The sequence below is a fragment of the Streptomyces sp. NPDC005811 genome, from assembly GCF_040630405.1.
In the GTDB taxonomy this organism is placed as follows: Bacteria; Actinomycetota; Actinomycetes; order Streptomycetales; family Streptomycetaceae; genus Streptomyces.
In genome coordinates this window covers 88777-109153 of sequence record NZ_JBEXXK010000025.1, presented here as the reverse complement: position 1 = coordinate 109153, position 20377 = coordinate 88777, and the positions used below count along the sequence as shown (strand labels likewise).

At 71.1% G+C, this 20377-nt stretch carries 19 protein-coding genes; 7 read left to right on the top strand and 12 right to left on the bottom strand.

What is annotated here, in order from left to right; all coding sequences use genetic code 11:
• Positions 1-62: 62 nt before the first annotated feature.
• Complete coding sequence (locus tag ABZ490_RS26450; protein WP_358994656.1) at positions 63-485, bottom strand: hypothetical protein; 423 nt, start codon at positions 483-485, stop codon at positions 63-65.
• Between the two features lie 499 nt (positions 486-984).
• On the opposite strand from ABZ490_RS26450, the gene ABZ490_RS26445 reads away from it, so the two are divergent.
• Complete coding sequence (locus ABZ490_RS26445; RefSeq protein ID WP_358994653.1) at positions 985-1329, top strand: hypothetical protein; 345 nt, start codon at positions 985-987, stop codon at positions 1327-1329.
• Between the two features lie 22 nt (positions 1330-1351).
• A complete protein-coding gene (locus ABZ490_RS26440) occupies positions 1352-3745 on the top strand; it encodes a CHAT domain-containing protein (protein WP_358994650.1) in 2394 nt (797 codons plus the stop codon).
• Positions 3746-4039: 294 nt separating this feature from the next.
• On the opposite strand, the gene ABZ490_RS26435 is transcribed toward ABZ490_RS26440, so the two are convergent.
• The 5 genes from ABZ490_RS26435 to ABZ490_RS26415 form a co-directional block, all read right to left on the bottom strand.
• Positions 4040-4585, bottom strand: a complete 546-nt coding sequence (locus ABZ490_RS26435) for a hypothetical protein (RefSeq protein WP_358994647.1) — start codon at positions 4583-4585, stop codon at positions 4040-4042.
• A gap of 97 nt (positions 4586-4682) precedes the next feature.
• The gene (locus ABZ490_RS26430; protein WP_358994644.1) at positions 4683-5498 is read right to left on the bottom strand and encodes an alpha/beta hydrolase; all 816 of its coding nucleotides are present in this window, start codon (positions 5496-5498) and stop codon (positions 4683-4685) included.
• Between the two features lie 413 nt (positions 5499-5911).
• On the bottom strand, positions 5912-6790 hold the full coding sequence (locus ABZ490_RS26425; RefSeq protein WP_358994641.1) for an alpha/beta hydrolase: 879 nt from the start codon (positions 6788-6790) through the stop codon (positions 5912-5914).
• Between the two features lie 72 nt (positions 6791-6862).
• Positions 6863-7804 (bottom strand): amidohydrolase family protein, encoded by a 942-nt coding sequence (locus ABZ490_RS26420; protein ID WP_358994638.1) that lies wholly within the window; start codon positions 7802-7804, stop codon positions 6863-6865.
• 438 nt (positions 7805-8242) lie between these two features.
• Entirely contained in the window at positions 8243-8710 is a 468-nt protein-coding gene (locus ABZ490_RS26415; protein ID WP_358994635.1) for a hypothetical protein, read from the bottom strand.
• Positions 8711-8914: 204 nt separating this feature from the next.
• On the opposite strand from ABZ490_RS26415, the gene ABZ490_RS26410 reads away from it, so the two are divergent.
• Positions 8915-9256, top strand: coding sequence for a metalloregulator ArsR/SmtB family transcription factor (locus ABZ490_RS26410; RefSeq protein ID WP_358994632.1), 342 nt, complete (start codon positions 8915-8917; stop codon positions 9254-9256).
• Complete coding sequence (locus tag ABZ490_RS26405; protein ID WP_358994629.1) at positions 9253-11004, top strand: SulP family inorganic anion transporter; 1752 nt, start codon at positions 9253-9255, stop codon at positions 11002-11004. Before ABZ490_RS26410 ends, ABZ490_RS26405 begins: the two co-directional genes overlap by 4 nt.
• On the opposite strand, the gene ABZ490_RS26400 is transcribed toward ABZ490_RS26405, so the two are convergent.
• Complete coding sequence (locus ABZ490_RS26400) at positions 10985-11863, bottom strand: NAD(P)H-binding protein (protein WP_358994626.1); 879 nt, start codon at positions 11861-11863, stop codon at positions 10985-10987. The two genes, ABZ490_RS26405 and ABZ490_RS26400, sit on opposite strands and share 20 nt — an antisense overlap.
• Positions 11864-11959: 96 nt before the next feature.
• On the opposite strand from ABZ490_RS26400, the gene ABZ490_RS26395 reads away from it, so the two are divergent.
• A complete protein-coding gene (locus tag ABZ490_RS26395) occupies positions 11960-12412 on the top strand; it encodes a MarR family winged helix-turn-helix transcriptional regulator (RefSeq protein WP_358994622.1) in 453 nt (150 codons plus the stop codon).
• A 33-nt stretch (positions 12413-12445) separates the two neighbouring features.
• On the opposite strand, the gene ABZ490_RS26390 is transcribed toward ABZ490_RS26395, so the two are convergent.
• The 5 genes from ABZ490_RS26390 to ABZ490_RS26370 all read right to left on the bottom strand — a co-directional run bounded on the left by ABZ490_RS26390 (position 12446) and on the right by ABZ490_RS26370 (position 17300).
• Positions 12446-12970, bottom strand: a complete 525-nt coding sequence (locus tag ABZ490_RS26390; protein WP_358994619.1) for a hypothetical protein — start codon at positions 12968-12970, stop codon at positions 12446-12448.
• 193 nt (positions 12971-13163) lie between these two features.
• Positions 13164-14636: a DHA2 family efflux MFS transporter permease subunit gene (locus ABZ490_RS26385; RefSeq protein ID WP_358994617.1), complete on the bottom strand. Its 1473-nt coding sequence runs from the start codon at positions 14634-14636 to the stop codon at positions 13164-13166.
• A complete protein-coding gene (locus ABZ490_RS26380) occupies positions 14633-15574 on the bottom strand; it encodes an aldo/keto reductase (protein WP_358994614.1) in 942 nt (313 codons plus the stop codon). The genes ABZ490_RS26385 and ABZ490_RS26380 overlap by 4 nt, the downstream gene beginning before the upstream one ends.
• The gene (locus ABZ490_RS26375; protein WP_358994612.1) at positions 15574-16149 is read right to left on the bottom strand and encodes a carboxymuconolactone decarboxylase family protein; all 576 of its coding nucleotides are present in this window, start codon (positions 16147-16149) and stop codon (positions 15574-15576) included. Before ABZ490_RS26375 ends, ABZ490_RS26380 begins: the two co-directional genes overlap by 1 nt.
• A 326-nt stretch (positions 16150-16475) precedes the next feature.
• On the bottom strand, positions 16476-17300 hold the full coding sequence (locus tag ABZ490_RS26370; protein WP_358994609.1) for an alpha/beta hydrolase-fold protein: 825 nt from the start codon (positions 17298-17300) through the stop codon (positions 16476-16478).
• 203 nt (positions 17301-17503) lie between these two features.
• Here ABZ490_RS26370 and ABZ490_RS26365 point away from each other — a divergent pair, with 203 nt between their 5' ends.
• Entirely contained in the window at positions 17504-18307 is an 804-nt protein-coding gene (locus tag ABZ490_RS26365; protein WP_358994606.1) for an IclR family transcriptional regulator, read from the top strand.
• Positions 18308-18746: 439 nt separating this feature from the next.
• Positions 18747-20375 (top strand): ABC transporter substrate-binding protein, encoded by a 1629-nt coding sequence (locus tag ABZ490_RS26360; RefSeq protein ID WP_358994603.1) that lies wholly within the window; start codon positions 18747-18749, stop codon positions 20373-20375.
• Positions 20376-20377: the final 2 nt, after the last annotated feature.

Here is a 20377-nt window from a genome sequence, read left to right as displayed (position 1 = left end):
TTATGCAGGAAGGTCTCGGTTGCCGGCGGCGCCGTGTTCGGGGCGGTGCAGGCGCTGTACGACTACGTGGTGTGCAGGGGTTCCTTGAAGGACTTGCGGAACACCGGACCGGCGAAGGGGATGATCGAGGACATCATCTTCGACTTGAACGAGGCGGGGTGCCGTTCGAGTCTGACGTCGACGCGGGTGCCGTCGTCCGTGGGGGTCATCTGAAACTGCCAGCCCCCGGAGCCGAAGGGCACCGAGTCACGCGTGGTGACGGTGACCCTGTTCGCCGACGGGTCCCATTCGTAGCGTGCGCGCTCCCACGACTTGCCGTTCCCCTCGGTCACCTCCGCCCACGTATCGCCCCGCTCGTGGACCTGGAAGTGCTCGGCGTCGATGGAGGGCCACTCCTCGACACGGGAGGGGCTGAAGTTCGTCAGCACACCCATGACCTCGTCCGGGCTCATCGAGGAGTTCACGTGGAAGTGCAGCGATGGCATGACCTGCTCCCTGGGTCGAGATGGACGTCGTCCGTCCGCGGCGTTCCGTACGCATCCCAAACGCTCCACCTTTCAGCATGCGCCTCCGCCCACCACGGCGCACCGCGCGGCCGTGGCACGCCGCAGCGCGCTCGCCAGGTCCTCGGCGGAGGCGAACGTCGCGGTCGCGGCATCGAGGCGGGGCGGGGGTGGCGATCTCCCGGAGGAGCCAGCCGGTGCCGTCCGGGTCGCTGAAGGCCAGGAGCGAGCCGTGGCTCGTGCGCAATGGATCGGCCCCCGGCACCCGGGTCCTACCTACCGCGTCTTCCGTGAAAGCGACTTGACCGTACGAGCCCACAGGGCGTTCGCGACCCGGTGTTCGTGCCTGTCTGGTCGAAGTCGCCGACTATTTACCGCTTTCCATCCATCACCACGCCTTCCGCGCGGTAGCTTCCGGGGAGTGGCACCCCGTCGGGGGCGGCCGCAGCCGAGGACGGGGGTCGTCATCAGCCAACACCAGGTGGTCATCGAATCCGCTTCGCAGTCGGCGGCGGAAATTTTCCACAGCCTCGACCGCGTGAGCCTCGCCGAATCCGGTGCCCGGGTCGAGATCCGCCGTCCGGCACTGAGCTTTCGGGCTGTGGACCCGGCGGTCCTGGTCGCCACGATCGGGGCGGTGGGCTCGTGCCTGACGGCTCTGATGACGGGCCTGCTGCAGATCAGCTCGACCCGAAAGGCACAGCGCCTCACCGTCGAACTGGCTTCGGGCAACAGGGTTGAGGTCCCAGCGGATATCCCTCCGGAGGAGCTGCGCGCCCTGGTCGAAGCCCTCAACGAGACCCCGCAACGGATCATCCTTCCGTAGCGGCGGCACGGGGGAGATTCCGATGCGAAGCACTCTGGACATCGCGCGTTCCGCGTGGAACGGCTGTGTGCGCGGCGATATGGCTACGTGTCTGAACCATCTGCGCTCTCTCCCCGCCTTGAGCACGATCGTGGTGGATGAGTGGCGTGCCGTCGAACCCGTGCTCGACAGCCTCGTCGCATTGCTGCCGCAGCGCCTGAGTGCTGCGTGTGGGTTGGCCTGCGAGGCAGCCTGCCTGGAGTTGCTGGAAAAGCTCTGCGCCGAGGGCGCGCTCCAGGTTCCGGGGCGGAACGCGGCCCTGGTGGCGGCACTGGTACACGGCCTCGGACACCCGCTGCAGGTCGATGAACTCCCCGCGGGTCTTGTCGAACACGCACGTGACCATGCGCGTCATGCGGATGATCCGGATCTGGCTCCGGTGTTCCACGAGATCTATGTCGCAGACTCACTGGCTTCGTGTCTGACCACCTTGACACCACCCCGGCAGCCGGGCCTTCCCGGGAATCTCGCCCTGCGCGTGCTGTGCACGACCGCTCGCGCGCGCTGCGGGCAGTACGGCGCCTCGGACACGGGTGAGTGGCTGGAACAGGGCCTCGGCCTCATGCGGTCCGATGCACCCGCGGCGTTCGACCGGCCGGACGTCGAACCACGCGCCGTCACGCACATGCACTTCGTGGCCCTCGACACCATGTACCGGCTGGCGGTCCTCGACCGGGACGAGGCGGGCCTGACCCGCTCCGTCGAGGGCATCCTCGCGCTCGCCCGGCAGGCCGCGCAGAGGTCGCTGCCGGAGGAGGCCTGGTGCGTTCTGGGGAGTGCCGCCAGGCGGGCGGGAGGGTTCCCTCCCGACGCGAGTGTGCGGCCGGCGGACCAGATCGTCGAAGCCCTTCTGCAGCTGGAGCAGTGCGAGCACCCAGGCGTGGCCGAGCTCCAGGACCTCCTGCACGTGGCCCCGCCCCTGGTCGACCACCCCCGGCTGAACGCCCAGGCCCAACGGTGCTGGGACGCCGTACGGGCCGCCCTCGGATCGCTGGCGCAGGAGATGCCGGCGGCCGGCCGTTGGCGAGCCGCTCGAACGGTCGTCAGCGGCGGGATCACCGATCTCCCTCTGCTCAGCACGCTGGACGAGGTGCGCTGGACCGACCCTGAGCAGTGGACCCGGGCGTTGCTCCCACTCTTCTATGCACATCCGTTCGAATGGCGTGACCTGGACTCGACTTCGACGTCGCCCGAGACATACGCGAAGGTCAAAGCAGTGGCCACATGCGGCAGCAGAAGTGCATGGGTGGTCAATCCGCCCGAGGCACTCGCCCCCGACCGCTTCTCCGATGACCTGGACCTCGCCCTGTGGCATTGGCCGGAATACCGGGGTGTCCGGGTCGTGGGCCCCGAGAACATTACCGACGTGCCCGTATGGGACATGGACCAACTCGGCCCGGCCGGGCTCTTCCCCGTAGTGCGGTTCTTCAATGACCGGACCCGCCGCCATGGCTCGGACAACGGACAGGTCTCCTCGAACGCTGCGACCCATGTCGATGTCGAGACGGTCGTGCACCTCGCCTCGTCCAAACTGTCAGCGCTCTACGAGATCGTCCGGGAACACGGCCGTCTCGGTGTACGCCAAGACGAACTGGTGTGCACCGTCGGCTCTCTGTGCCAGATCCCGTGGGAGCTGAACTCCGGCAGGGACGTGCGCACCGCACATGTCTGTCTGGATCCGACGTCGGACGGTCTGTCCGCCGTCAGGATTCCCGACATCCGTGTCACCGAGCGCGCGCGTATCGGGCTCATCGGCGACAGCTCGGACTTGGGTGAGGCGAACACCGAAGTCGACAGTATCGTCCGTCTGTTCGGGCCGCAGGCCGAGTCCTTTCCCCGGGTCGACCTCGCGTCCTTCCAGGAAGCGGGCCGCCGGTGTCGGATCCTGCACATCGCAGCCCACGGCGTCCAGGCATGGCAGGACCCCCGCACCAACACCGTCCAGTTCGCCCACAGCACCTTGGTGGCCCGCGACCTGGCATGCCTCGATCTCAGGAACGTCGACCTGATCGTCCTCAACGCCTGCGACGCGGCAGCGCCCGGCCCGTCCGGGCTGGCCGGGGAAGGGAGTATCGCGGGCGCGCTGATCGCAGCGGGGACGAAGGCCGTCATCGGCGCCCTGTGGTCGGTCGAAGGGTCGTGCGCGGCGACCTTCGCCACCGCCCTCTACACCCGGCTCGTCGCAGGCATTCCACTCCTTCACGCTTTCCACGAGGCACGCCGTGAATTGCGCTCCTACGCGACCGCGCTGGTGGGCGCAGACAGCGCCTTCCTCAGCGACGCATACCGCCTCGTCCTCCGCGGCCGCGGCGTCGCCAACCCGCCCGAGCCGCCCCTGTCAACCCTCCTGGATCAGCCGGGTACGCCCTGGAAATGACGCGGCAGCAGCAGAACGGCCACGCGTTCACCGACGTCACGTCTCTGTAGTGGGCAATCGCCGCGTGGCCACCCGCTCCGTCGAGAAGATCGCCGCCGCCCTCGGTGAGACCGCCCTCGCCCGTAGAACAGGCACTGGAAGACCTCGGCGTCCGGCTGAAGTGTCGGCAGTGGATGCGCGACGGGTACGCCTCGGGCACCGGGCCGAACGCCCTGGTCACCGACTCGGGCGCGTCCCGGGTCTGTCCGGCATGGTGGAAGACGCCGCCGGCGTCGTGGAGTCGCGCGGGGGAATCTAGCTCCGGCCGGCGGCGCCGGTGCCGAGTCGGGTGAGCAGCCAGAAGGTGGCTGCGGTGCCTGTGCCGTAGGCGACGTGCGCGCCGAAATCCCAGGCCACGGTCTTGATGTCGTACCGCCAGATCGGCTTGTAGAGCCCGGCGACCGGCAAGGCGACATAGTCACCGGCGAACACGGCGGCGCCGAACGGCACGCCGTACACGGGGGACGGCCTGGGCAGTGACGCGGCCACGATGCCGTACGCGGCGCCCGCCGCCGATCCGTAGGCCCAGTGCGCGACGGTGCTCGTGAACCAGGCCGACCCATCGGGAAGCCGGCGCTGGGTGAAGCCCTCGATCACCCGCTTCGCCACCTGTCCCGGTTCAGGGGCCTCCTCCCACGTCTTGACCGGCGCGAATTCCCAGGCGGGCGGGCTGTCGGTGCCGCCTGCGCGACGGTACTTCAGGTAATGGACGGCATCCAGGCACACCGTTCCCACCACCCCGGCCAGGAGGCCGGCCGTCACCGCCGCGAGGGGAGTCAGCGGGTTCCTTCGGAAGCGCATGACAAGATCTCCTCCTCCTGCCGTCGGCAGGGCATGGGGCCCGCATCGAGTATCCGGCGGTCCGGGCAGGCACGCACGGGGAGCCTTGAGCAGCACCTCAATTGGCCCCCCACCAGCGGGTGATGACATCGGCGTAGCGGTCGGCGCCCTCCTCCCAGGCGAAGTGACCGACGTCGATGATGTCCAGCTTGCTGTTGGGCAGGCGCGCATGCAGATACTCGGCGTTCTCCGGGGGCACGACCGTGTCGCTGCGTCCTGCGAGGATCTGGACCGGTGTCTCGAGGGTGGGCAGCAGCTCGCCGAGCACGGGCAGTTCGGTGGGGTACGCGCGGACGTAGGGCAGCTGGTCGACGAACCGCCGGCCCGTGTAGGACGCGAGGTAGTCCTCGCGCACGATGTCGGGCAACGTGCAACCGGAGATGTTGTCGATCGCGGCCGTCACGGCGGCCTTGGCGCTCATGGCCCGATACGGGGACAGGTCCTCGTCGAGCACCCAATCCTTCAGGGGGCTTCCCAGGTTCAGGGGGACGGCCGTCGCCCCGGTGCCCACCACCAGGGTCCGGAACCGCTTCGGATGCCGGACCGCGGCGAACAGCGCCGCGGGAGTGCCGATGTCGGGAGCCACGACGTGCGGCTTCGTCAGCCCGAACCGGTCGGCGATCCGCACGATGAAGTCGCCCATCGCGGTCGGGGACAGAAGATCCTCACGAAGCTCGGAATGCCCGAATCCGGGCAGGTCCACCGCGGTCAGGTGAGCGTGCCGGGCCAGCTTCGACCAGGTCGCGTCGTAGGCGTACAGGCTTTCAGGCCATGGGCTGAGCAGCAGGGCCTCGCGGTCGCGGGGCACGTCGCTCTCCGCATACCGGGTGGACAGTCCGTCGATCGTCCGGAAGCGGGGCCTGATCTCACTCATGGCCTTGTCCTCTCAGAGCAGAGGTCCCGGGTGGCGCGCGAGCCCTGGCGTGGGCAGGCCGTGCCGGACCGTGCGTCGCGAGTCCCGGACCTGCGCCCTGCTCGAAGGCGGACATGTGGACCCGTGGCCCCGTGGCCCCGTACGACAAGCCGTGCCGGCGGCCAGGGCGACGCCTCAGGCGGGCGGCCTCCAGGACCTCGCAGCCCGCTCCGGCCTCGTCGCCGTCGCCGAGCCGGACGGTCTCGTCGCGCGCCCGGCCGATCGTGTTGCCGGCTTCCCGCCCCAAGGGGTCCAGGCCACCGAGCGCGCGTTCAACGATCCCACGCCGGCGGGGCCCGCGCACATTGTTCCGCCGTCGGTACAGGGGCATCCGCGCGGCGGTACGGCCGCTCTGAGCAGCAGCGGCTTCGACGTCACGCGGTTTCCGCAGGGTGCTCCCGCTTCCGTGTCGGCGCGGACCCGTCCGCCCATTGCGGCGGCACCCGGCCCTCGGCGGTCAGCATTCCTGTCGCCAGCACCCGCAAGGCTGCGGCGAAGAGCGCCGGGCTGCGCAGGAACTCCATGTGCATGCCGGGGAACTCCACCCACGGCACACCGATCCGGCGGGCGATCTCGACGGACGGCCGTGCGTAGTACGCGCCCCGGTCGGCGGCTCCGGCACCCAGCACGACCGGGAAGGGCACGGCCCGCAGCGCCGCCACGTCGGGCCGGAAACCGGCGAAGCACGGCCACTCCGTGCCGAACAGATGGTCGCGGTTGTCCAGGAACCGCTTCCACAGGTCCTCGGGCCAGCGGTACGTCCCCTCGCCGCGCGTGGTCGCGGCGAACCGGCGTCCCGCGGCCGCCGCGCCGCCCTCGGCGTACAGCGCGGCCATGTCGTCGAAGAAACTGCGATCCGGGTCGCCGTCGGGCAGGACGTTCACGGCGGGCGGCTCGTGCGCGACCAGACCGGCGAGCACCTGGGGGTGCGAGGCGGCCAGGGTGAGGCCGATGATCGCGCCCGCGCTGTTGCCGAACACGAGAGCCCGTCCGTCCGCCACCACCTCGATCAGCCGGCGGGCGTCGGCCGCCTGCCGAGCCAGGTCCGATGCCGAGGCGGAGCGGCCGGTACTGCGGGAGTTGCCCCGCCGGTCGTAGGTGATCACGGTGAAGGCGTCGGCCAGATCCTCGGCGACCGCCGTGTAGTACCCGGCGTCCCCTCCCGCTCCGCTGATCATCAACAGGGCGGGCCCGTTGCCGCGCACCTCGTGGTACAGGCGCGCTCCGTCGGTCTCCAGCACATCACTGCGCACGGCAGGGCTCCGTTCCGGGTGGGAAGCGTCGGTCGCGTTTCTCGAAGGAGGCCGGTGACCGCCCCGGTGGTGTCACGACCGGGCAAGGCGGGGGAAGAGGAGCTCGGCGCTGCCCCGGTTGACGCCGTCGAGCTGCCCGGCATCCCAGTGGGCGTACTCCTCCAGCCCGCTGTCGAAGCCGAGGGCCCATTCCTCGGGAAGCATGGGGAAGTCGCTGCCGTACAGGACATGTCCGGGTGCGGCGAAGGCGAGCAGCGAGGGCAGGGCCGCCGGACCGGCGGACAGGGCGGTGTCGAAGTAGAAGCGCCGGAGCTCGCCGAGGAGTCCGTCGGTGGTGAGACCGGGGCTGAGCCGTGCGGCGACCGCGAAGCGCTCCGCGGCGTACGGCAGGAACCCGCCGGCGTGGGGAAGGATCATCCTGATCCCGGGATACCGGCCCGGCACGCCGTTCAGCGCCATGTGCACGGCCGTACGGGCCGTGTCGTAGGGGAAGTCCACCAACGGGGCGGGCAGACCGGGGACGGGGGCGACCGGTGGCGCGGTGGGATGGACGAGGACGACGGCGGCACGCGCGTCCAACTCGGCCCACAGCGGCTCGAACACCGCGTCGCCGAGGTAACGGCCCTGCTCGTTGGAGAGGACGATCACCCCGTCGGCGTTCAACTCGTCCAGGGCGTGAGCGGCCTCGGTCACCGCCGCGTCCACATCCGCCAACGGCAGCGCGGCGAAGTGCCCGAAGCGGTCCGGCCGGTCCTTCACCACCTCGGCGGTGTACTCGTTCACCCTCCGCGCACCGGCACCCGGCCCGGCAGCGTCGTCCGCAGCCGTGACCGGGGCGGGAAACGACAGCATGCCGGTGGCGATCGACCTGCGATCCATCATGGCGACCGCGCTGTGCACGTCCCATGCGGGAGCGGGCCATCCCAGAGCGATGGCCCGGCGCCTCATCGCCTCGCCGGACTCCGGCGGAATCAGGTGTTGGTGCACATCGATGCGCGCGGGGTCCGACGACATGGCCGTCCGAACCTCCTCAGGTGACAGGTGACAGGGGACGGGTGAGGGTGACGGGTGACAGGAACGAAGGCTGCGCGGGCACGGCCCGCCCCCATGAGACAACCGCCGACGGACAACTGCGGGCAGACCGGCCGACCCCGCCCCGGACAGCGGACGCGTGCGGCCCGGAAACAACTCGAACAGTCCAGTCCGACGCCGCCGCCCCGGCGGGCGACCGTGCCGCCGCACGGCGACCCCGAAGACCTCGTCACCCTGGCATCGACCAGTTTCGGCCGCGATCTATCGCGGTGGCCGGTTTATGGTGCACGCTGTGTGCGCGGGCACCGATCCATCCCCCGGGTGAGGTCCCTTGCTGGGCCCTGTCGCTCCACCGGCGACGGGGCCCGCCGCACCTCCCGGCTCCCCACGGGAGGCCAAGCGGCTGCCTTGCCGCCTCGCTCAACGGTCGCCGGGAGGACCCGCGCCACGGTCCGAGCCAGGAGTTCCCTGGGAGGCAACTCCTGTGGGGATACGACGGTAAGCGGCTCGGGCGTGGTTCAGGCGAGCGCACCCCGTGCCCACGAGGGCGGCGGTCAGCAGGCAGGCCAGCCAGAACGTGTCGCGTTGGCCGGCCCAGGTCAGGACGCCCATGGGCGGGATGGCGAAGCCGTTGAGGAGCAGCCAGCACAGGGCGGCCGTGCCGGGTGCCGCGGTGAAGCGGGCGCACAGACCCAGCACCGCCGCCAGTAAGGACAGCACGGCCAGGACGAGGCCCGGCCGGTCCGTTCCCACCACCGCATTCAGGACGAGCACCAGAAGCAACGCGCCACCGAAGGCCCCGGCCCAGACAAGCGGCGTGGCGACAGGCTGAGGGACAGGCCTGGCCCCGACGCTGATGGGCATCCACTCGATCCTCTGCCTCTTCATCCCGTCCCCGCCCGGCACCGCGGCCTGTCGACCCTGGGGAGGGATTGTTCCACCAGACCGCCCCGCGGGCTCCCTTCGGTCCTGGCGGATCCATGAAATCTATGAAATCCATGAATTGCAAAGTTTTGCAACTTCATACATGCTGGGACGACTGCGCCCGCTCCAGCGGGCAGCCGGGCGATGGGACAGGGAGGCCGAGGGACCGTGTCCGTTCCGCTGTACCAGGCCAAGGCCGAGTTCTTCCGGATGCTGGGGCATCCCGTACGGATCCGGGTGCTGGAGCTGCTGCAGGAGGGGCCGAAACCGGTCCGGGACCTGCTGGCCGCCATCGAGATCGAGCCGTCGAGCCTGTCGCAGCAGCTGGCGGTGTTGCGCCGCTCCGGGATCGTCACCGCGACCCGGGAAGGCTCGACCGTCGTCTACGCGCTGGCCGGCGGGGACGTCGCCGACCTCATGAAGGCCGCCCGCCGGATCCTCACCGAGATGCTCGCCGGTCAGGGCGAGCTGCTGGCCGAGCTGCGGGAGAACGAGGTCCCCAGCCGATGACCCTGCCGATCGGCCGGGCGGCGGCCCGGCTCACCGCACTGCTCCCCACCCGCGCCGACCTGACGGAGATGCGGCGCGACCCCCGGCGGGACCTGCTCGCCGGCCTCACCGTGGCCATCGTGGCGTTGCCGCTCGCGCTCGGATTCGGCGTCTCCTCCGGCCTCGGCGCGGAGGCGGGACTGGCGACCGCCGTGATCGCCGGCGCGCTCGCCGCGCTGTTCGGCGGGTCCAATCTCCAGGTGTCGGGGCCCACCGGGGCCATGACCGTGGTGCTGGTGCCGATCGTCGGCAGGTACGGGCCGACCGGCGTGCTGACCGTAGGGCTGATGGCGGGCGTCATGCTCGTGGCGCTGGCCGCGCTCCGGGCCGGCAAGTACATGCAGTACGTGCCCGCGCCGGTGGTGGAGGGCTTCACGCTGGGTATCGCCTGCGTGATCGGATTGCAGCAGATCCCGGGTGCGCTGGGCGTGCCCAGACCCGAGGGCGACCGTGTGCTCGTCGTCGCCTGGCGGGCCGTCGGGGAGTTCGCGCGGCATCCGAACTGGACGGCGACCGGATGCGCGGTGTCGGTGGCCGCGATCATGCTGATCGGTGCCCGTCGGCGGCCGACCGTCCCCTTCTCCCTCCTCGCGGTCGTCGCGGCCACGGTCGTCGTCCGGGTCGCGGGCCTGGACGCGGTGAAGCCGATCGGCGACCTGCCGTCCGGGCTCCCCGCTCCCTCGCTCGGTTTCCTGGATCCCGGCTCGCTCGGCACCCTGCTCGCTCCGGCCGTGGCGGTGGCGGCGCTGGCGGCCCTGGAGTCCCTGCTGTCCGCCTCGGTCGCGGACGGCATGACCGTGGGACAGAAGCACGACCCCGACCGTGAGCTGTTCGGCCAGGGACTGGCCAACATCGCCGCCCCGCTGTTCGGCGGGGTGCCCGCGACCGGCGCGATCGCCCGGACCGCGGTCAACGTCCGCACCGGTGCCGGCTCCCGGCTGGCGTCCCTCGCCCACGCCGCGATCCTCGCGGTGATCGTCTTCGCCGCGGCGCCCCTGGTCTCGACGATCCCGCTCGCCGCCCTCGCCGGCGTGCTGCTGGCCACCGCGGTCCGCATGATCGAGGTCGGCTCACTGAAGGCCATGGCGAAGGCCACCCGATCCGACGCGCTGATCCTCGTCCTCACCGCGGTGGCCACCCTCGCCCTCGACCTCGTGTACGCGGTGGTCATCGGTCTGGTCGTGGCCGGCGCTCTCGCCCTGCGCGCCGTGGCCCAGCAGGCCCGACTCGACCAGGTGCCGCTCGACCGGGGCGACCACAGCGCCGAGGAACACGCGCTGCTGGCCGAGCACATCGTCGCGTACCGCATCGACGGTCCGGTCTTCTTCGCCGCCGCGCACCGCTTCCTGCTGGAGCTGACCGACGTGGCCGACGTACGGGTCGTCATCCTGCGCATGTCGCGGGTGTCGACCATGGACGCCACCGGCGCGCTGGTCCTCAAGGACGCCGTGGAAAAGCTGAACCGGCGCGGCATCCTCGTCCTGGCCTCCGGCATACGCACCGGCCAGCGCCAGGTACTGGACTCCGTCGGCGCTCTGGACCTGCTGCGGCACGACGGCCGGGAGTACGCCACCACCCCGGAGGCGATCCAGGGTGCCCGCTACCACCTGGAGCTGGCGGGACTGCTACCCGCGGGCGCCACCCGACAGCAGCAGAAGCCGGCCGCGAACCCCGCCACCGCTCCGGAGTTCAGTGAGGAGGCCAGGTGAGGAATCCAGGCTGTCGGAACGCGTCGGCGTTGCGCGCGCACCACTGGGCGAAGGTCCGCGGCTTGCGTCCGAGCAGTCGCTCGACCGTGTCCGTCCGGAACCCGACGGTGTCGGCACGCATGAGTCCGAGGCCCTCGACGACGGCGTCGGCGAGGGCCTGGGGCGCCCCGTCGGGGAAGCGGAACCGCACGGCCTCGTCCGGTGTGGTCACTTCCCGGACCTCGATGTCACGGCCGATCGTCTCCGAGATGACCCGGACCTGTTCGGTGACGGTGAACGTCTCGTCGCCGGTGAGGACGTACTCCTTGTGCTGGTGGCCGGCCTCGGTGAGGACGACGGCGGCGACCGCGGCGATGTCCGCGGGGTCGATCGGCGCGTAGCGGCCCGGGCCGACCGGGTCGAGGACGTGGTTTCCCTCGCGGATGGTGGGGAGCCAGTCGAGGGCGTTGGTCATGAAACCGCCGGGCCGGAGGAAGGTGGCGGGAACGGCGGAAGCGCGGATGATCTCCTCGCGTTCATGATGCCAGCGGGCCATGGCGGGCTGCGGGTCGAGGGTGACGTGCAGGGAGGACAGGTGCACGATGTGGCTCACCCCGGCGGCTTCGGCGGCGGCGACGGCCGCGGCGGCGTGGTCGGTGCCGATGCCCTGGGTGAGCAGGAAGAGGGTGTCGACGCCGGCGAAGGCGGGCGTCAGGGTCGAGGGTTCCCCCAGGTCGCCGACGGCGAGCTCGGCGCGGCCGGACAGTCCGGCGGCTCGGGCGGGGTCGCGGACGAGGAGTCGTAACCGCGCTTCCCTCGCGTCGAGTTCGCGGGTGAGTTCTCGGCCGATGTTCCCGGTGGCTCCGGTGACCAGTATCATCACGACTCCTGAAGTCATTTGCCGTCTAACGAATTGAGGGGACGTTAGCCGGTGAATGATTAGCCGTCAATCGATCCATCTCATCGAAAGGCGCCGATGGCTGAGTTCCTGGACCTGCACGGCAGAACGTCGAAGGTCCTCCGGGCCCTGGCCGACACGGCCATGCGACGCCATGGGCTGCACGTCGGACAGAACCATCTGCTCGCGATGCTGTGGGAGCAGGACGGCCGCACGCCCGGCGACATCGCCGCCGCGCTGAACGTCACGACGCCCACCGTCGTCAAGATGGCCGACCGGATGACCACGACGGGGCTGCTCACCCGCCGCCGGGACGACCGGGACAACCGCCTCGTCCGGCTCTGGCTCACCGACGCGGGGCGTGCGCTGCGGAAACCGGTCGAAGAGGAACGGCGGTCGATCGAGGAGAAGGTCACCGCGGATCTCACCGAAGCCGAACTCGCCTCCCTCTTGACCGCCCTGGCCAAGGTCCACCGGGCGGCGAGCGAGCTGCTGCGCGAGCCCACCGATCACGGTGACTCGGCGGGCTGACTCCCGGCGTGTCCTGGCCCTAGTCGCGAATGGTCACCCGAGCGTCGCGATCCGCGGTGAGGAATAGAGGAACTGGCCCTTGCCCAGGGGCTGTTCCTTGACTTGGCCGCGCCACAGGAGGACGCCGTGGCGCCGCTCCCAGAAGATCGCGTACACGCCTTTGACGATCCGTTCCGGCAGGATGAAGACCGCGATTCCGATGGCCCAGGGATCCCAGAGCAGGCCGAAGACCAGGGACGGCAATGCGACGATGGCAGCGAAGCCTCCGTGGAAGCTGCGGCGCAGGGACTCACGCGGGGCCGGGAGTATCGCCTCGGGGTCGGCCAGGGGGACGGCGGTCTCGAAATCGCGCTTCTCGCCGCCCAGCCAGCTCGACCGGGTCGACACCGCCAGCAGGCCGACGAACGCGTTGGCCCCTGTAAACCACAGCAAGGTCGACACCTGGGCGCTGTCCATCCGTGGCAGCCCGCGCACGCCGAAGATCACCGGAGCAGTGACGGCCACGGCGACCCCCGCCTCGACGACGGTGATCAGTTGGTGGTGAACGTATCGGACCACGGCTTTCCCCCTCCGGACGTGCTCCTCCGCACGCGCCCGCCCGGGACGGACGCAGCACTCAACTCTGCACACCGCGCGCGCCTCGGCAAGCCGCCCGCCCCCTCGGCCCGATACCGACACACGCCGTCGGCCGCCCGTTCGCCCGGCGTTGGCGGAACCGTGACGTCACTCACCCTCGTCCTGATCCCGACCCTCAACCATGGTCCGGTGCCGGTTCCGGGCGTACGGACTCGTCGTGGGCGGGCCGCGCGGTGTCGGCGGGGTACGCGTCGCGGACGCGGCGGTCGCCGACACGTGAGGCGAGGACGGCGGCGCACACGCTCAGCGCCGCCATGCCGAGGAGCCCCGTCCGGTACGCGTCCACCGCGTCGCCGTCGGCGGGCGCCCTCGCCAGCGTCGCGGCCAGCGCCACCCCGAAAGCGGCGGCGAGCTGTCGCTGCATGGTGAGGAGGGTCGTGGCGCCGGCCGTGCGGGAGGAAGGGACGGTGACGAACGCGGCGTGCTGGCCGCCGGTGAAGAGGACGCCCACGGAGCAGCCGAGCAGGTACATGGCCGGGTAGAGGGTGAAGGCCGGCGAGCCGCCCGCCCCGACCGCCAGGAAGGCCACGACCAGCGCGGCCCCGGCACCGCCCGCGACCATGAGCCGGCTCGCGCCCACCCTGTCGTGCAGTCGGGGCACGAGATGCGTGGCCGTCAGCATGCCGAGCGCCTCCGGGAAGGTGGCCAGCCCGGACCTGAGGGCGTCGTAGTCCAGGGCGCCCTGAAGGAGCTGCGGGTACAGGTACAGCACCCCCATGAAGGCGGCGCCCATCGGGAGCAGAGCCAGCTGGGTGGTGCGGAAGAGCCGGTCCTCGACGATCCGCAGATCGATCAGGGGATGTCCGGCGCGCAGTTCCCACGGCACCCACAGCGCCAGGAGAACGACACCGCCCGCCAGGGGGACCAGGACGCGCCCGCTCCCCCACCCCCCGTCGGAAGCCCTGGTCAGGGCGTACAGGACCGCCGCCGGCCCGCCTCCGGCGAGGACGAAGCCGAGCACGTCGAAGCGGGGTGCGCCGGGGCCGGGAAAGTCGGGCAGCGTCCGGAGTCCGAAGAGCAGGGCGGCCACGCCGACGGGCAGGTTGACGAGGAAGACCCAGTGCCAGGAGACGGTGTCCACGAGCCAGCCGCCCAGGACCGGTCCGAGTGCGGGGGCGACGGCGGTGGGCAGCATGACGTACTTCTGCGCCCGTAGCCGCTCCGCCACGGGAAAGGCACGCAGCATCATCGTCATGCCGACCGGGGCGAGCAGTCCGCCGCCGACGCCCTGCACGACGCGGTATCCGGTGAGCGCCGGCAGTGAACCGGCGGTGGCGCACAGGCCGGAGGCCACGGTGAACAGCAGCAGGGCGGTCAGCGCGGTGGGCCGGGTGCCGAACCGGTCGCCGAGCCATCCGGAGACGGGGACGAACACCGCCATGGCCACGAGGTAACCGACGTTGACGGAGCCGAGGCCGGAGGGCTGCACCCCGAAGTCGCGGCCGAGGGCCGGCAGCGCCACGTTGACGATGGTGGTGTCCATGATCGCCATGAAGTTCGCGGCAATGAACATCCCGCAGACCGCGGCCTTGGCGGAGATCCGGCGCGGGGAGGGTTCTCGCCCGTTCGGAGGCCCGGTGGACCTCACCGGCCGTGCCGGAGCCAGCGGACCTGGGCCTCGGTCAGCGGCAGCCGGCGGGCTTCGAGGGAGCGGTCGATCTGGACGGTCGTCCTCGGACCGATGGACGGCCACACCCGGGGATGCCGGAGGGTCCAGGCCAGCGCCACCGTCTCGGGCCGGGTGCCCAGCTGTGCGGCGAGCTCCCGGCAGCGGTGCCGTCGGGCGCGGTTGTCCTCCGTGTCGTACGGGTCCGGTCCGCCGTGGGTCTCGCGGGGCCCGGTGCGCGCGAAGTAGCCGCGGGCCTGCGAGGACCAGGCCAGCAGGGGCAGCCGGTGTGCGCGGACGACGTCGAGGATGCCGGTGTCGGCGTGCAGGCTGCCGCCCAGGAGCGCGGGGTCGGGTTCGGCGAGGCCGAACTGGTAGCTGGCCACGGGGGTGTGGCCGCGCGCGGCCAGCTCGACGGCGAGCGCGGACAGGCGGTGCGCCTGCCAGTTGGAGGCGCCGACCCGGCGGGCCAGCCCGCTCTCGACGAGGCTCACCAGGGTGTCGGCGAGTTCCGCGACGGGCCGGGCGGGATCGTCGCAGTGGTAGAGGAGGACGTCGATGGTCTCCACGCCCAGGTTCTCCCGTGCGGCCCGCACGTGCGCGTGGACGGTGGCGGCGCCGAGCGGGATGTCCGCGCCGGTGGTGTCGTGGCCGACCTTGGTGACGACGCCGAGCGTTCCCGGGTTCTTGCGCAGCCACTGCCCGACCGCCGCCTCGGCCTGTCCTGCGGCGTAACTGTGCGAGGTCTCGACCAGCAGGCCGCCGGCGTCGGCGAAGCGGGCGAGGCGCTCGGCGGAGGTCTCGGCCGGCTCCGCGCCGAAGGGGCCGCCGAGGACGAAGCGGTGCGCCGCGCTCTCCCCGCCCTCCCCGCTCTCCGGGTCGAGCGTGCCGTCGAGCAGCCGCAGCGGCGAACGCGGCATCAGGCCTCGCCCCCGGGCACCTTGCGGAAGCCGTCCACGTCGGTGAACGGGCGGGGCAGGTGGGGCCGCAGCGGGATGCGGAAGGTGTTGAGCATCATCGCGGACAGGGAGAAGCTGCCGATGCAGCCGATCAGGTCCAGGACGCCTGCCTCGCCGAAGAGTTCCAGGGCGGCGGCGTAGGTCACGTCCGTGACGAAGTGGTCGTGGAGCATCTCGTGGGCGAAGGCGTGGAAGACGCGCTCGTCCTCGGCCTCGAACCCGGGGTCCTCGCCGCGTGCGAGGCGCTCCAGGCACTCGGCCGGGACGCCCTCCGCGACGGCCTGCTGGATGTGGGCGTTCCATGCGGACTGGCTGTCGAAGTGGCGGCCCGCGATCAGCACGCTCAGCTCGCGCAGCCGTTGCGGGAAGCGGGACTCGTTGCGGCAGTAGGCGCCGAGGTTCTCGACCCAGTGGGCCAGTTCCATGTTGCGCGCCCAGGCGAGGAACGGCGGGGGCGGTTCGACTCCGGGACCGACGATGGTTTCCAGCAGGCCGGTCTGCTCGGGGGTGAGGCTGGTCAACGGGGTCAGTCGCACGATCTCGGTGCCTTTCGGTGGGAGACGGTGAGGAGTGGGGTGGGGTGGGGAGACGGGATCGGCACCCCGCCGGGGCCGTTCGGATCGCCGGGCGACACGAAGTGGGCAAGGAAGTCCACAGCCGTGGAACGCCCCGCGCGCCGCGCCCAGGTGGCTGCTGGTGCGCGCGGAGTCGGCGCGGGCGGGCAATGCCGTGCTGTGCGGTCGCCCCGGCCGAACCTCATGGCGGCGGCTCGGCCGTACTCGCCCCGCAGGGCACGCCCACCCTCGTGCACGGTGACGCCGGGGGCGGCGGCTCGCGCAGGGTGCCGTCGGGCGGTGCGCCGTCAGGCGGTGCGCCACCAGGCGTAGTAGGCGTCGCCGTAGCCGTCCATGATGTCGGGGTACTCGTGATCGGCGTCCGGGTACTCGAAGAAGTCGTGGGGGACACCGAGTGCGGTGAAGCGGGCGTCCAGGTCGCGGATCGTGGGGGCCAGGCGGTCGTCGAGCCGACCGGACAGGAGACGGACCCGACTGGTGCGGCGCAGTTCGGGGGCATTGGCCAGGACCAGGCTCCAGGGGTGGCAGAGGTCGTAGTACTCCTGGTCGCCGAAGTAGGTGTTGTTGACCCGGTCCTCGGGCTCGTCCTTGAGGTCGCGCAGGATCGCGGGGGCGACCGCCGACACCTTCCCGAAGATCTTGGGGTACTTCAGGCCGAGGTGCAGGGCGCCGAAGCCGCCCATGGAGAAGCCCTCGACCGTACGGGCGGCGGCCTCGGGGACCGTGCGGTAGGTGGAGTCCATGTGGTGGACCAGGTCGAAGGCGGTGATCTGGGCGAGCGGGCGGGCGCCGTCCTTGGAGTCGACGTACCAGCCGATCGGCAGGATCTGCGGGACGACGACGATCGCGGGCGGCATGACCTCGTCCCGGATCGCCCGGTCGATCCGCGCGACCATGTCCGCTCCCTGACGGGCCGTGCCGAATCCGCCGTGCAGCCAGTAGATGACGGGGAACCGTCGCTCCGGCTCGGTCGCGTACTGGGGCGGGAGGTAGAGCTGGTAGCTGCCCCGGGCGTCCGCGCTTCGGCGCGAGGGCTGCGGGTAGAGGCCGAAGGTGGTGAGCTCCTGGTCCTCGCGGACCTCGTCGATCCACCGCTGTTCGATCTCTGCCATCTGCTCCGGAGTCGTGCTTACCTTGTGAACCTTCTGCACCACGGTGCTGTCCTCTCGGTGGGTCTGGGGCACGGCCCGGGGTCCTCCGGGGCGGGTGCCGGCAGCCCTCCGGCCCCACCACTCCGGGCACTGTTCCATTACATGGAATGGTGTATCCTCTAGCGGAACGATCCTCAGTGAAACCGTGCGACGGGAGCCTGTCAATGGCCGCGATCGAAACTTCAGAGGACTCACAGGCGGGCGGCCGCAAAGGACGCAGCTCCCTCGCGGGCAACGCCACCGACAAGGCGCTCAACCTGCTGGAGGCCGCCGTGGCCCCCGGCCATCCGCACCGCCTGGGCGAGGTCGCGGCGGCCGCCGGGGTGCCCAAGGCCAGTGCGCACCGCATCCTGAACAACCTGGTGGCGACCTCGTTCCTGGCCTCCGACGGCACCGGGGGCTACGGCCCCGGCCCCCGGCTGCGCGCGCTCGCCGCCAAGGTCACCCAGGGCTGCGAGGAGGACCAGGTGATGCGCGCCGAACTGGAGGTGCTCAGCAGGCGCGTCGGCACCACGGTCCATCTGGGCGTGCGGACCGGGGACGCCGCCACCTGCCTGATCAAGGTGGCCGGCCCGGGGGCGGTCCAGACGGCGTCCCGGGTGGGCATGCAACTGCCGTTGCACGCCACGTCGATCGGCAAGTGCATCCTCTCCGGCCTGAGCGACGACGAACTCACCGAGCTGACGGGGCGGGTGGGCCTGGCGGCCCGCACCGAGCACACCCTCACCGACCTCGACGCCCTGCGCGCCGACCTCGCCAGGGTGCGCGAGCGGGGCTTCGCCCTCGACGAGGAGGAGAACGAGATCGGCGTGCACTGCGTCGGCGCCCCGGTCCGCGACAGCAAGGGCGTCGTCATCGGCGGCGTCAGCATCTCGGCCATCACCTACCTGGAGTCCCACGAGGCGCTCCTGAGCCGGACCGATCTCGTCCGTACGACCGCGGACGCACTGCACGGCCTGCTGGGCTGAGGCGAGCACACCCCGGGCCGGGCGGACGGTCGGCCTGCGGACGGCCGCCGGCCTCCCCCGCGCGGCCTGCACGCATATCTTTCGGGTTCCTGAGCATTTTGGTCCTGTACGACCTGTAGACACCGCCGCCCGGTTTCAGCAGGGTTACAGCACCGGCTCGGCCTCCGTCCCGGTTCACCGGCCAGCCCCCGGTGCGGCAGTACCCCCGAGCACCACCCTCGCGAGCAGCGGGAGCACCTCCGGTTCGACGCCGCTCATCCGTCACCGCCCGCCCCGCACGGCCCCAGGCCGTCTGCCGCGCGGCGGTCCACGCGACGTGACCACTCCCCACCACTCCCCCGCAGGACACCACCGGCCCGCGCGACCGCCGCGGACCCCTTCCGTCCGCCTGCCCCGAGTGCACGGCCGCGCCCCGCCGAGCTCCCAGCAAGGAGAGACCATGACGTCCCACGACGCAGCACCCCGCCCGGCCGTACGGAGAACGCGCCGGTCCGCCCGCTCCGCCCCAGCGGGCCTCGTCACCCTGTGCACCGCCCTCGCGCTCACGCTGACCGCGTGCGGCGGAGGCACCGGAGGCGCCGCCGCCGACGGTGGCTCCGACAGCGGTACGAAGGTCGCCGGCGACACCCTCACCGTCGCCGAGCAGCAGGCCCCGTCCTCGCTCGACCCCGGCAGCATCGACCTGGGCTTCGTCGACTTCACGATGCTGTCGTACGAGTCGCTGTTCTACCTCTCCCCGAAGGGCACGGTCGAACCGGCCCTCGCCAAGTCCTGGAAGTACGTCGGCACCGGGAACAAGGAGCTGTCGATCACGCTCCGCTCCGGCGTCCGGTTCGCCGACGGCACCCCCGTGACCGCCGACGCGGTGAAGGCGTCGCTGGAGTACGCGAAGAAGGCGCAGGGCAACCAGGCCCACTACCTGACCGACGCGACGATCGAGACCTCGGGCGACCTCGGCCTGACCATCAGGCTCGCCGCGCCGAACCCGATCCTGCCGACCCTGCTGACCCAGTCCTACGGCATCGGCCAGATCATCAGCCCCAAGGGGTTGGCCGACCCGGCGGGCCTGACCCCGACCAAGGCCAGCCAGGGCGCGGGTCCCTACGTCTACTCGCCCTCCGACAGCGTGGCGGGCGACCACTACACCTACACCGCCAACCCGGACTACTACGACAAGTCCCGGCAGAGCTACCGGAAGATCGTGATCCGGATCGTGCAGAACGGCCAGACCGCGATCAACGCCATGAAGACCGGTCAGATCGACGTCTACAAGGGCGACTACACCTCCGCCGCCTCCGCGAAGTCCGCCGGGATGAGCACCGTCGGCCTGCCGGTGATCCTCCAGGGGCTCAGCCTGATCGACCGCGCGGGCGAAGTCTCCGAGCCCCTCGGTGACGTCCGCGTACGGCAGGCGATCAACTACGCCATCGACCGGGAGACGGTCACCGAAGCGCTGCTCGGTTCCAGCGGCACGCCGACCGTGCAGACCGTCGTCAAGGGCGGCGACGGCTACTCCGAGGACCTCGCGGACCACTACGCCTACGACCCGGCGAAGGCGAAAAAGCTGCTGAAGGAGGCCGGCTACCCGGACGGCTTCGCACTCCCCGTCCTCGCGGCCACGTTCGTCGGCTTCGACACGATGGCCCAGGCCGTCGCCGGTCAGCTGGCGAAGGTCGGCATCAAGGTGAAGGTCACCGCCGTCACCAGCATCACCTCCTTCGTGGAGAACCAGACCAACCACAAGTACCCGGCGGTCTCCGGCGGGTTCACCGAGGAGCCGATGTACCTGGAGGGCCTGGACCTGTTCATGCCCGGCTCGAAGGTGTTCAACGGCTTCGGCAGCAGCGCGCCGGAACTGACCGACCTGTTCGAGGAGGCGGCCGCCGCCGCACCCGCCGAACGGGCCGGGCTGGACCGGCGGATGCAGGAGTACCTGGTGGAGAACGCCTGGTTCGCCCCGGTCGCCTTCACCCCCGTCAACTACTACGTCCGCCCCGGCACCGGTGGCGTCGAGGTCAGCGCGGGCGCCCCGTTCGCCAGCCCGCTCGCCTTCTACGCGACCAAGTAGGA

Bases quoted from the DNA above. Each gene is read 5' to 3' on its own strand.
- ABZ490_RS26450 (WP_358994656.1), bottom strand. From the start codon at position 485: ATGCCATCGCTGCACTTCCACGTGAACTCCTCGATGAGCCCGGACGAG.
- ABZ490_RS26440 (WP_358994650.1), top strand. From the start codon at position 1,352: ATGCGAAGCACTCTGGACATCGCGCGTTCCGCGTGGAACGGCTGTGTG.
- ABZ490_RS26435 (WP_358994647.1), bottom strand. From the start codon at position 4,585: ATGCGCTTCCGAAGGAACCCGCTGACTCCCCTCGCGGCGGTGACGGCC.
- ABZ490_RS26430 (WP_358994644.1), bottom strand. From the start codon at position 5,498: ATGAGTGAGATCAGGCCCCGCTTCCGGACGATCGACGGACTGTCCACC.
- ABZ490_RS26420 (WP_358994638.1), bottom strand. From the start codon at position 7,804: ATGTCGTCGGACCCCGCGCGCATCGATGTGCACCAACACCTGATTCCG.
- ABZ490_RS26415 (WP_358994635.1), bottom strand. From the start codon at position 8,710: ATGAAGAGGCAGAGGATCGAGTGGATGCCCATCAGCGTCGGGGCCAGG.
- ABZ490_RS26405 (WP_358994629.1), top strand. From the start codon at position 9,253: ATGACCCTGCCGATCGGCCGGGCGGCGGCCCGGCTCACCGCACTGCTC.
- ABZ490_RS26400 (WP_358994626.1), bottom strand. From the start codon at position 11,863: ATGATACTGGTCACCGGAGCCACCGGGAACATCGGCCGAGAACTCACC.
- ABZ490_RS26395 (WP_358994622.1), top strand. From the start codon at position 11,960: ATGGCTGAGTTCCTGGACCTGCACGGCAGAACGTCGAAGGTCCTCCGG.
- ABZ490_RS26380 (WP_358994614.1), bottom strand. From the start codon at position 15,574: ATGCCGCGTTCGCCGCTGCGGCTGCTCGACGGCACGCTCGACCCGGAG.
- ABZ490_RS26370 (WP_358994609.1), bottom strand. From the start codon at position 17,300: ATGGCAGAGATCGAACAGCGGTGGATCGACGAGGTCCGCGAGGACCAG.
- ABZ490_RS26365 (WP_358994606.1), top strand. From the start codon at position 17,504: ATGGCCGCGATCGAAACTTCAGAGGACTCACAGGCGGGCGGCCGCAAA.
- ABZ490_RS26360 (WP_358994603.1), top strand. From the start codon at position 18,747: ATGACGTCCCACGACGCAGCACCCCGCCCGGCCGTACGGAGAACGCGC.